This is a genomic window from Clostridioides sp. ZZV15-6598, assembly GCF_020657705.1.
Classification (GTDB): Bacteria; Bacillota; Clostridia; order Peptostreptococcales; family Peptostreptococcaceae; genus Clostridioides; species Clostridioides difficile_F.
Window position 1 is genome coordinate 86,056 of sequence record NZ_JAGWCS010000001.1, and the last position, 12,472, is coordinate 98,527.

Annotated in this window: 8 protein-coding genes; 2 read left to right on the forward strand and 6 right to left on the reverse strand. The window is 28.6% G+C overall.

Going from position 1 to position 12,472, the window contains the following annotated elements:
• The first annotated feature begins 8 nt into the window (after positions 1 to 8).
• Positions 9 to 5,213, forward strand: coding sequence for a GTPase (locus KGF50_RS00385; protein WP_227846318.1), 5,205 nt, complete (start codon positions 9 to 11; stop codon positions 5,211 to 5,213).
• 184 nt (positions 5,214 to 5,397) lie between these two features.
• Here KGF50_RS00385 and KGF50_RS00390 read toward each other — a convergent pair whose 3' ends face one another.
• Complete coding sequence (locus tag KGF50_RS00390) at positions 5,398 to 7,497, reverse strand: heavy metal translocating P-type ATPase (RefSeq protein ID WP_227846319.1); 2,100 nt, start codon at positions 7,495 to 7,497, stop codon at positions 5,398 to 5,400.
• Positions 7,498 to 7,583: 86 nt separating this feature from the next.
• Positions 7,584 to 7,982, reverse strand: a complete 399-nt coding sequence (locus KGF50_RS00395) for a DUF6110 family protein (RefSeq protein ID WP_227846320.1) — start codon at positions 7,980 to 7,982, stop codon at positions 7,584 to 7,586.
• 786 nt (positions 7,983 to 8,768) lie between these two features.
• Between KGF50_RS00395 and KGF50_RS22495 the strand changes: the two genes are divergently transcribed.
• Positions 8,769 to 8,939: a type I toxin-antitoxin system toxin gene (locus KGF50_RS22495; protein WP_413926772.1), complete on the forward strand. Its 171-nt coding sequence runs from the start codon at positions 8,769 to 8,771 to the stop codon at positions 8,937 to 8,939.
• 129 nt (positions 8,940 to 9,068) lie between these two features.
• Here the strand turns inward: KGF50_RS22495 and KGF50_RS00400 are convergent, their stop codons facing one another.
• The 4 genes from KGF50_RS00400 to KGF50_RS00415 form a co-directional block, all read right to left on the reverse strand.
• Positions 9,069 to 9,470 carry an FMN-binding protein gene (locus tag KGF50_RS00400; protein WP_227846321.1) on the reverse strand — a complete coding sequence of 134 codons (402 nt, stop codon included), beginning with the start codon at positions 9,468 to 9,470 and terminating at the stop codon, positions 9,069 to 9,071.
• Between the two features lie 170 nt (positions 9,471 to 9,640).
• Positions 9,641 to 10,270, reverse strand: a complete 630-nt coding sequence (locus KGF50_RS00405; protein ID WP_227846322.1) for a TetR/AcrR family transcriptional regulator — start codon at positions 10,268 to 10,270, stop codon at positions 9,641 to 9,643.
• Positions 10,271 to 10,680: 410 nt separating this feature from the next.
• Positions 10,681 to 11,295 carry a Type 1 glutamine amidotransferase-like domain-containing protein gene (locus KGF50_RS00410; protein WP_227846323.1) on the reverse strand — a complete coding sequence of 205 codons (615 nt, stop codon included), beginning with the start codon at positions 11,293 to 11,295 and terminating at the stop codon, positions 10,681 to 10,683.
• 358 nt (positions 11,296 to 11,653) lie between these two features.
• Entirely contained in the window at positions 11,654 to 12,373 is a 720-nt protein-coding gene (locus tag KGF50_RS00415) for a CPBP family intramembrane glutamic endopeptidase (protein WP_227846324.1), read from the reverse strand.
• Between the last annotated feature and the right edge of the window lie 99 nt (positions 12,374 to 12,472).

The following is a 12,472-nucleotide window of genomic DNA, read 5'->3' on the forward strand; positions in this document are numbered from 1 at the left end:
ATGAACATATGGCAAATGAATTGTACAATGGAATCATAAATCTTTTAGAAGATGGAAGGCATGAACTGGAAAGATACAATTTAGAAGAAAAATCGATTTTGTTATTCCTGGGTGCTTCAGGAGTTGGGAAAAGTACTTGTATCAACTATTTAAAAGGCTGTGAGATGGAAGAAAAAACAGATGCGGAAACTGGACAAGTATATATCACAGCTAAAGATTCAGCCGTTGATATTGGAAATGGTGTATATTCTAAGACTTTATGCCCAGAAGTTGTAGATATTGAAAATAAAGCATTTTCTTTATGCGATTGTCCTGGATTTTTTGATAATCGTGGAGCAGAGTATATGATTGCAGGAGCAATGCTTGTAAGAGAAACCATCTCTGCATCTTCAAATGTAAAAGGAATAGTAGTCATTTTAGACTACCAGTCTTTACTGGACTCCAGACATACACTGTTAATCGATACAGCTAAAAACTTAAAAGATATGTTTAATGAATATACACAGTATAAGGAAAATTTTTTCTTTCTTATCAATAAAATACCCAAGCCACTTAGTAGTAGCGTAACAAAAGAGAAAGTTAAAAATATACTGAAAAAAGTAAAAGAAGACCTAGATAATCAAGAAAAAGATTATGAAGGTTATAGAGAACTAGTATATTTGTTAAATGTGATACTATCAGATAATGTGTCTATAGAATTGTGTAATCCACTAGATACAAAGCCAGAAAATCTATTGGGAGAACTAGAAAAACTTCCAGCCACTTTCAAGAAAACGGATATGGGATTGATGCTTACTGCTTCTTGTAAAATAGAGGTACAAAAAGCTGTTGATATAACATATAAAGAACTAGAAAAACTTTTACCTTCTTATATAGAAAGTGTAAAAAAGGCGTTAGAAGATTCTATTTCTATTTTATCTTCTATAGAAAATCTAAAAGAGAAAAAAGCTCAGTTGGAACAAATGAGTCAGAGTTTAGACAAAACAAACAGTATTGAAGGACTCATGAGTTTTGTGCAAGAACTTTTCTATGGGGATGGTGTACAAAAAGTAAATATATTAGAAAAAATACGCCTTGTTTTAGAGTTAAATAGTTATTGTAGAGAAACTAATATTGTCGGTCTAAGTGAATTGTTAAAGTCATTATTAAATACAACACTAGAAGACACATTAAAATGTATTAAATACTGGATAGCAGAGAAGGAATTTGAAAAAGGAGAAGCTGAGAAGCTTCTAGATGCAGAATATAGAAGAGAAAAAATCCGAAATTCTACATATATAAAATCATATGAAAAAGAGAAAGTGCTTTCTATATATATTCCTGTACCTAAAGTGAATTTATCAGATTTGACTAAAATCATATCTGACTATAAACTTAATGAATTGTCATCCATATATATGTATGGAGAGTGTGAACTAAAAGTAGATTGTGATATGAAGAAGGAAGTTTTTTCAGGTAAAAACATAGTTCTATTGATTGAAAAATTATGTATACCAAAAGGTTCTTATTCAATTAATGTTTCTGGAAATGATGCAAAACAATTGGATGGAGAAAGTTCTATTTATAACGGAATGAATGGAAGAGCTGGAAATAATGCAGGAACTTCAGGCGATATTTTAATATCTTTTAAACATATACAAAAAGAAGGAGAACTTAAGCTTTATACTGATGGTGGACAAGGTGGAAATGGTCAAGATGGAAAAGTAGGAGAAACAGGAGCACCCGGAATAGCTGGAGCAAATGCAAAACTAGGTTCTAAACCAGAGAAAAAAGAGTTTACTAAGGAGAAACGTACAAAATACTATATAGTAGAAGCAGAAAAAGGAAAACAAGGAAATACTGGAGGAACAGGTGGAGATGGTGGAAATGCTGGTCTTGGAAGTAAGGCTGGACAGATTTATCTCCTTGGAGAAGCAACAGTTCTAAAAAATTCTATAAGCCAAAGAGATGGAAGACATGGCTTAGCAGGAAAAGGAGGTTCTGGAGGAGCAGGTGGAGCTGGAGGTCTTGGAGGAATCCGAGGAATTTTTGAAGAAACAATAAGATATATAGGGACTTCTGTTCCAATAGATGATAGTGACAGAAACTATTACTATTTTGATAGATATGTGATAGGGCGTGGTTCAGACAGTAAGGAAACAGCAGATGATGGAAAGGCATTAGATGCTCTTTATACAAAACACAAGGACTGGACAATTAAAAAGCTTGCAGACTCAGGTTTAGATGGAGCACAGGGAAAAGAAGGACATCCTGGAAAATCATTAGTAGAAAACGAATTGCTAAAGCAGGAGTATTCTCTATCACTGGATACATTTTTCTATCAATTCTTTGAAAGATTTGGTTTTTCTGGAAGTAAAGGATATAGAAACCTTAAACTTTTATGTGCAGTAGGAATTTTAGAAGCGGATATTTTAGAAATTTCACATATCTATGAGATTTTTAATGCAGTTGAGAAAGTGGAAATGCAGTTAAATAGAGAAATTCTTCAGAAGTATTATAAATCTGACAAGAAAAATAAAGACGTAATTTCTTTAGATTACATGCATATGAAGAAAGAATTTTATCAAGAAGGAAAAGAGATTTATGGCTATCTTATAAATAAATTGATGCACTCTAATAGAATTGAAGCTTTTGTAGAAGAAAATCAGAATTTTAGTGAATGGAGCATGATTTTATTTGCACTTGAACAGAAAGCAGCATTTTATATGCAGATGATAGAAGAAGATGAAATTGGAGGAAATCGTGTTACAGATATTCGTACTCTGACAGATTATCTAGAGAAGACTTTAAAAGAATTAGAACAAGGAAAGAAAGAAGAACTAAAAGAGGCATATTTCAATACCTATAAGGAAAGTGTCTTAACTCAAATTGACTCAGGAAATCAACAAATAGAAGTTTTGAAAAAAGAGCTTGAAAATAAAATGCTTTCTGTTGGAGCAAAAATGAATCTGTTGATTCAAGAAATTCTAAAGCTAAAAGAAGATGAAAAAGAAGATATAAAAAAACTAGAAGAAAAGAAGGAAAAACTTCAGGAACAAATGAAAACACAGCTAATTCTTTCTGGAATACAGAGTGCGTTGAGTCTACTGACATCATTAAGTGGTGTTGGTCAAGCTTGTCTGGGAGCTTTTGATAGTGCAAAATCTTTAAAAGAAAATCTTTCAGCTAAAGAAGAAGAGTACCAATGGACTAACAGAATGATTAATTTTTCAGATTTTAAAATGGATTCCGAAGGTATGAGTTTTGTCCTTGGAACTCAGTTAAATGAAGATAGAAAGAATGCTTTAGGAGCAATGACAAATAAACTAGTCGGTGTTGATGATGGAAAAATAGATAATTTTAATAAGATTAAAGAGATTATGACTAAGTCTTTAGATAATGGTGATTACCAAGGTAAAGAAAATGACATTGTAGTAGCAAAAAATGGTTTGGACGATGGTGAGTATGAAAAGATATACTCAAACATTCAGAAAAAAGAAATGGGTATGTTGGAAGCAAATTATAGTAATAAACAACAAAAAGATAAGTTGGCCGCACTAGAGAAGTGTAAAGCCTCTATTGAAAGACAACAACGAACAGCTACTATTAAAAATGCATTAAGCATTGGTAGTGCAAGTTGTTCTTTTATCAATACAGCAATTAGTAGTGTTAATAATTGTCTAAATGTAAAAGCTAGTTTTGAAGATAAAATAAAAGTAATCAAGGATGCGATTAAGACAAAAGAGGATAATATTAAAAAACTAGATAATTTAAATACTCAGATGGCAGAGTTCAAAGATAAAACATTGAAAGAATCTATTATACCATTTGTAGACGGTTTTGATACTACAGTTAAAAACCAAGATATTTTTGAAAATGAGATAAGCAGACTAAAAATGAAAGATGTCTTAACTGAATTGAGTAAGAAGTTTGAAATCTTGAAAATGGAAAATGCAGAGGATATTTCTGGGATTTTCAAAAAAGTACAGGATATGATGGATGCTCAGATTATTATTACTGATAAGATTGATAAGAAAAAAGACAATCTTGCAATGGGAGAACTGATTTATCAGATGTCAGACAGTGGTAACCAAATGAATGAGTATCAGAAAAAGCTTATTCATCAAATTGAATTGAATCAGATTAGATATTTGTGCCAAGTGGAGGCAGCAGCTTTTCAATTATGGACGTTTCCATTTGGAAGCAATATAGTAAATATCTTAAATAGATGCCATGTAGGGATAACAGAAAATGAAGATGAGGTGCTAAAGCAGGCAAAGGAACAAAATAGACAAATTAAAGAGTTTTTAGCTCAAGATACTTATCAATGGCAAAAAACAGACAATCATATTTTAAAAATACCATTAGCAGGAAGCTTGGCTGGAAAATCACGTGTGGGATTTGAAAATACATTTTCTTTATATGATTGTAATGAAGAAGAAGTGAAAAAGCTTTTGACAGGAGAAGAAATTAGCTTTGAAATTCCAATAAATCAAAACTATGATGCAATGAAATATGTAACTATTTATGCAAATATACCTAATCTTAGACGAAATATTTTAGATGATAGTGTAAACATAAATGTACATATGCATTTATATGATAAAGGATATTTTTCTCTATATGATGATAACAAAGATACGTATTATCAATATGTATTTCCACAAAATTATATCGATATTACACATGGATTGGATGTTAAATATAGAAAAGATGATGATTCAGATTCAGTAAACTCTATCTGGTCTTCAATAGAAGATAAAGGAATAGAAAAGTTTAAAAATGCAGGATTAAACTCTGGTAGAAGCCCATATTCTATGGCTAAGCTTTCTTTGAGAGCACATTTTAATAAGAAGCTTTCTTATGACTTATTGACAAGTGAGCAAAGTAAAAAGCTAAAGTCATATTTTGAGAAGAGTAGCGAAGATGCATGGAATGAGAGTATAGAGACCTTTAAAAAACTTGGATACATTGATAAAAGAGGAGTCTTGCTAAAAAACTGGTCTGAAATTAAAAAAGATATGGATAATGATGGAGAAATCATGAAGTATTTCTCTATATTACAGGCTGATTTGTGGGAAAAGATTATATATGGACAGATGAGTATACTGAAAGAGAATATACCAAATCTAACAATTGAGTTTATTGGTTGTGGTATTTATGTAGAGTCTGAATTTAGCTATCTAAAACAAAATGAACTAAAATGCTATGAACAGAGATTGATTGAAATATAGCAGTTTTAAGTGAGGTAGCAATATTATGGAAACTTACCTTTGATATTGAGAAGTAATATTGAAGTAGGTTGATTTTAGTTATAAAATTTAGTCAAAAAAGCACTTTTAAATATTATTGTTTAAGAGTGCTTTTTTTAATATGAATTATAAATTTTTTAGATAGAAATGTGTTATACAAGGGGGTTTAATTGTAATTATAAGTATTAGGTTTATCTAATAAATTTGTCATACTGTTTAAACTTATTCCAACAGTAGAAGCATTATGTAAAAATGCGGATGTACTTGGTCTAATAAAGCCACCTACACCAAGAAAAATCAGACCTAAGTTGAAAGCAATAATAAATTTAGAACTTAAACCAATTCTTTTCATAAGTTTATTGCTAATTTGTTTTAAAACAATTAAATTATTTAAGTTATCTGCTGATATAGTAATATCTGAAATTTCTCTTGCTATTTCAGCACCTTCACTCATTGCAATTCCAACATCTGACTCAGAGATAGCAGGGGAATCGTTGATTCCATCACCAATCATAATAACTTTACGACCTTTTAGTTTTTCCTCTTTAATAAAATTGGCTTTGTCCTCTGGTAGAACTTCTGAATAATATTCATCCACTCCAATTTTACTGGCTATAGACTTAGCTGTTTTTTCACTATCACCAGTCATCATTACAATTTTTTTGAGTCTATATTGTCTTAAGTTTGAAATTACATCTTTAGCTTCTGCTCGTAAAGGGTCACTGATACAAATAACAGCTGATAATTTTCCTGATATTGCCATAAATAGGTGAGAATATTCGTCTGAAAGATTATTATATTTATACTCCTCGCCATCTGGTATAATACATTTTTCATCTTCAAATACGAAGTGTTTACTACCTATTATGACCTTTTTATTATCGACTTTTGTTGAAATACCATGTGCAATAATATATTCGACTTCTGTATGCATTTCCTTATGACTGAGACCTTGTTTTTCAGCTTCATGAACTACTGCATTAGCTATAGAATGTGGGAAATGTTCCTCTAAACAAGCAGCTAGTCTTAACATATCTTTTTTATTATAATCTTGGAAGGTAATTATATCTGAAACAGTTGGTTGAGCCTTTGTCAATGTGCCTGTTTTATCAAACACAATAGTATCTGCATAGGCAACATTTTCAAGGAATTTCCCACCTTTTACAGCAATATTATAATTGTTACATTCTCTCATGGCTGATAATACAGAAATAGGGATAGAGAGTTTTAATGCACAAGAAAAATCTACCATCAAAATAGAAAGTGCTTTTATAGGGTTTCTAGTAACTGCATAAGTAAATAGAGTTCCTAAAAAACTATATGGAACTAAGGTATCCGCTAAATGTTCAAATTTTCCTTCTACAGAAGACTTAAGTTTCTCAGATTCTTCAATCATAGTTACAATTTTTTGAAATCTGGTAGTACCAGCCTTTTCTTTGACACACATTACAATATTACCTTGTTCTATTACAGTTCCAGCATATATGTAAGAGCCTTCTCTTTTATTAACTGCAAGAGATTCACCTGTAAGAGAGGCTTGATTAATCATTGCTTCACCAGATTCAATAACTCCATCTAATGGAATCATATTTCCCATATTTACACTAACTAAATCGTTTTCTTTTATTTCTGAAATTGGAACTAAAATTTCAGTATCATCATTTTTTAACCATACTTTTTCAATATTTAACGACATACTTTGAGCTAAATCATCTATAGATTTTTTTCTAGTCCATTCTTCTAGTAATTCGCCTATACCAAGAAGAAACATCACTGACCCAGCTGTGTTTATGTCTTTTCTAAAAATGGAGATACCTATTGCAGTTGCATCCAAAACAGAAATTTCTATCTTTTTATTTAATAAAGAAGAGATACCTTTTTTGAAATATTTTATAGAGTGAAGTCCTATAAAAAAAAATCTTAAAGATTTTGGAAAAAATATCTTAGATACACTCTTTACCAATAGCTTATTTACTAATTTATCTCTGTAGTAATTATTTAACTCTCTACCAGTATGTTCAGGGACTAACTTTTCTATTTCACTATTGTTAAAACTGAACTTAGTGATTTCTTTTATTATCGAGTTTCTTTCACCAGTGTAATAAACAACAGCGTCACCAGTTCTATCATAAACTTTTGCTTTGGTAACACCATTTATAGAAGTCAAATAATATAGTAGAGTATCTGCCTGTTTGTTATTCAATTTACCAAGCTGTAAATCAAAACGTATACGACCTCTGATTTCATGCTTTATATAAAGATTCAATTTACTTCCTCCTGATACTATTAATCATAATACTTGATATTATTAATCATAACACCTGATAGTATTAACCATAATAATCGTTAAATTTATTCTGCTGTGCAAGTACTATTTTTTTCTTCAGTACCATTTCCCTTGATGTCTTCACATTTAATGCTATCAGAATCAGTATCTTTTTCTACAGTTTGTACAGTTTCATCTTTAAGAACTTCTTGTACAACTTTAGCATCTTCTTGTACATTTTTTGCTTTAGATGAAGATAATTCTTCTAGTTCATTGATTTCTTTTGCTTCAGCTAAAATATCTTCCATATTTTCTTGGATTTTAGTAGTTGTCTCGAGAACAGAATCCTTAACTTTCAACGCTCCAGCAGTTGCTTTAGTACAAGATTTTTTTACACAATCACTTGAAAGTATTTTTACACCTACAGTACCTAAAAGTACTCCTTCTAAAAATATCCCTGTTTTTTTCATTTTTAAAATATTCATTTTATCTTATCCTTTCATTAAGTTAAATTTTATATATCTTGTGTATAGAGTAATAAATGCTAAAAATAGAGTATATGTTTTACAAAAGTAGTACTATATAGTTCTATTATATTTTGAGAGTCCTATATGCTTTTGCATAGTCCTATATATTCTTGTATAGTTTTATGTGTTTTTTATATAGCCTCTATAATTATCTTATATTTTAATAATTCTATTATGTTTTAGAGAATTCTCATATATTTTAGAGAATTCTTGATATTTATTTCGAAATTTAAAAGTTAATAATAATTATTATTAATAGAATTGTAAAATCATATGACATTTATTACCATTTATGCAATTAAGTATAGCACGCATGAATGTAATTTTCAACAGAAAATGATAATTTATATCAATTAATTGGCTTATTTTATGAAAAATATTATTTTATCACTACTCAAGGCTCAATTATTGAAAGTTTTATTTGTAACATATTCCTATAAGTATTACATTGTTTAGAGGAACAAACTTATTCTTGTTTATAGTTGATTTTATTATATTAAATCTAGTTTCTAAACAATATTTGATTATGCAAAATTCTATGAAGCAGGAACCCTGTGACTTTAGTCATAGGAGATTCAGGATAATAGGTATATATGATGTTGAAAAGAAAAAGGAGTTATTAGAATAAAAGTTCAGGTAAAATATGGAAAAACATATGTTATGATATTTATATCAAGAAGATGTAACCTATAATTTAAGAGTGGAGTTCATACTGAGATAAAACCTACTTCCTAATGAAAGGAGCTGGGAAGTAGGAATAACTTTTTACTTAATGTAATAGTTGGCGTTGTTGCTAGTTTAATATTTTACTTAATCTGCAAAGTATTTATAAAAGTAAAAAGCCACTCAACTCGTGGCAAGAGTAAAAGTGGCTGGGAATTTGATTTTAAAATCAAGTTCCATAAGTTCAAATAGTTTCATTTAATTATGAACTTCACTCTATGACGAAATAGATTGTAGTTCTTCTTGCTTTTATTATACCACAAATTGGTACAGCTATTTAAAAACAATATTTTTACTCTTATAGGAATTTGTTAAGTATAGTTATCCTTTTATGAGTGCATTTTCGATTGCTTTTTTTATAACTTTGCTTGAATTTGTTGCACCTGATACAGCGTCTACATCTACTTTTTGCTTGTTAAGTACTTTATCAATAACTTTTTCTGCTGTTTTTCCTCGTTCATTTTTATGTTCCAAAAGATTAATGTTTGAAATTTTACCACTCTTTACAGTGACTTCTACTTTAGCAGATATGATATTTACATTACATTCTCCAACATAGGTTCCATCAGCAATGGCAGAGATATTTATTTTTTTAAAGGTCATATTTTCCACTGTTTGTTTGTAATCTTTAACTTGTTTTAAATATATTCCAAGGCATGCAAGTCCTATCAGCAAAACTATAACGATAATACGATAAATGATTTTTTTCTTGATTACTTTCATTTCTAATACCTCTCAATCCTTTTAGTTAGAGTATTTGGTAATTGTTTTGAATATCTCTAAAGTTGATTGTCATTTTTGTTTTAATGGAATTTCAGATATATTCAAATATATAAAGTGATGATGTCTATTATAAGAAATTGTATAGTTGTATATTTGTAGATTTATCTTATCTATTTAGAAATAGAGCGATAAAGCATATCAAATCCGTATTTAAGAAATTCATGTTTAGAAAGTTTTACTTCTTGTTTGATATAAGCTTCTTTATTTGCTGCTGTCTGTATAATGCCAGATAACATTCCCCAAAGTGAAAATATAGTAGGCATAATTTCAATATCTTCTCTAAGTTCACCTGATAAGATACCAGCCTTTAGTAACTGCTTTATTTTCTCATTGATTTCTTCACCAACACGAAAGGTTTCTTTTTCCTCAGGTAAGTAGTCAGTATTTTCAAAGTCAATGTTGATTTCATCGAGAGCTATTTTAAAATAAAATGGAAATTCTTCTTGATATTTTAATAGTGCATTGCAGATAAAGTCATATCTTGTTTTTGTACTTTTTTGTTCTTCTAGAGCAGAAGTGATGTATGTATGCAGTTTTTTCATGCTTTCAAGTACTAATACACCAACAATTTCTTCTTTGTTTTTAAAATATACATATAAGGTTGCTTTACTATAACCAGCTTTTTTTGCAATATCATCCATTGACGTTGCTTCAATTCCTTTTTGCATAAATAAAACTTGAGCAGCAGAAGCAATATTTTCACGATGCACACTTTTTGGCTCTTTTTTTCTTCTTCCCATGTCATATTCCTTTCATAAAATTAATTAAACTATTAGTTTAATTATAATTAGGTTTAATTTTTTTGTCAATTGCTATTCTAAAACTTACTGCATAAAAAAGCACCAAAGATATGACAACATAGTATTTATCATTCTTTGGCGCTATTTATATTAAATTATTTTATTTATGTTTTCCTGCTATATTTTTTTGTATGTTTAAATATCTTAAAGATAGAGGAATTTACAAAAATTCATTAAGTAATTACAGAGCATAAAGCATTTAAGTATTTACAGGTTACAAAGCATTTAGGTATTTACAGATTATAAAGCATCTAGGTATTTACAGAGCATAAAGCATTTAGGTATTTACAGCTTACAAAGCATTTAAGTATTTACAGATTGTAAAATTAAAAATAGCATTTATTGTTGTTTTATTTATCTAAAATTCTAATACTGTCGTTTTCAATTAATATTGCTTGATTATCATTAATGTTTTTTAATTCTAAAGTTTTAGAATATGCATTTACTATTTTTTCTACAGATTTTCCAAATTCCCAGTTTTGGAAATGTGGTACTACATAAAAATCAATTAAATTCAAACCAGAATAGTCTTTTAAGGAAGGAGCCTTTTCTATATCGTCCATTTCAGATGAATATTCAATATTAGGGGCAACAACAATGGCACCTGCTGACTCTCCTATATAAAATTTCCCTTTGTTTATTTCTTCTATCAACAACTTATCTGCACCTGTTCTTTTTAATTCTTGTAACAAGAAAAAAGTATTACCACCTGTTACATATATATAGTCATTTTTTTCTAATTTATCTTTAATTGTTTCATAGGTCGATGTGGAAATTTCTAGTTCATCAACAATTAATCCTAGTCTTTTTAATCTCCATTTACCTATTCTAACAAAAAAGCCTAATCTTTCTACAGTACTTGCGGTTGGAATATATGTTACTGTTTTATTTTTTAGATTAGGCTCAACTGTTTTTAATATATTTGAAACATTTTGGAACATAGATACCAATAGCATTTTTTTCATAATATTCCCCCTTTGTTTTTTATTTACTGAGAGATAAATATTTATTTTTTTATAATATTACAAATATCTGGAATATAGAGTGTTATATATAGTAGAGCAAATAAAGTTGTTAATAGAGGGTTAAGACCTAAAACTAAGCTAATTCCTATATCTATAAACAATCCTATTGTAAATTTGATACCTTTATTAAGTTTCAATCAAATCACCATCCTTTTCTTTTTTATTACCCAATTTAACTAAAAATATATACTAATTAAATTATAAGGGATAATTTGTAATTAGGTCATAAAAGTGTTTTTTATGATTAGATATAAATTCATATAACATATGTAAAAGAGAGTATAATTTGTAGTTATAATTATAAAATGGAATTTATGATAATAATAATAAAATTATATAACATATGCAAAATAATATTGTACTTAATGTCTTTAGTCTTAATGTAAATATATATAAGTGATGCTGAAATCACTACTCTTGGAAGAATAGACGCTAATAAGGATAAAAATAAATTAAAATTTGGAAAACCAACACTAGTATAGTGAATGAGTAAAAAAGTTATGAGATTGACTATAATTGCAATCTTCATTACAGTGTTATTTTTCATATCTAGTACATTAGAAGCAATGTTAAAAAACATACCTCTAAATATTAATTCTTCTATAAATGGTATGTATGTGAAAGAAGCTATAAAAATGGCAAGACTAAGCTCTGTGTCAGAACCATATTCCTTTGTTAAGCCATATATAATTACTGCTAGTATTTTACAAAATACTATAGATATTATTAATAGTGATAATGTCAATGAGATATATTTTTTGTCAGAGTTTAAAAAACTTTTTATAGAAAGCTTTTTGTATGAATCCTCTAGTATACCTTCATTATATACTTTAGCTAATATGAATACGATTATAAAAGAAATTATAAAAGTTGACATAGAATTAATCGTTTGATTTGAGAACAATTTATTAGTTGATTCAAAAGCTGAAGCAATAAGATATACGAAAACTATTAATATAGATACTAGTATTGCTCCAAAAAGATTTAAAAAATACTTTTTTATGTTTGAAAAATTCATAAATCCTCCTTAAAATAATTAACTTAAAAAAATTAATAAAATAATCAATTTAAAAATAATTAACTTAAAAATAATTAATAAAACAATTAGTTTAAAAAT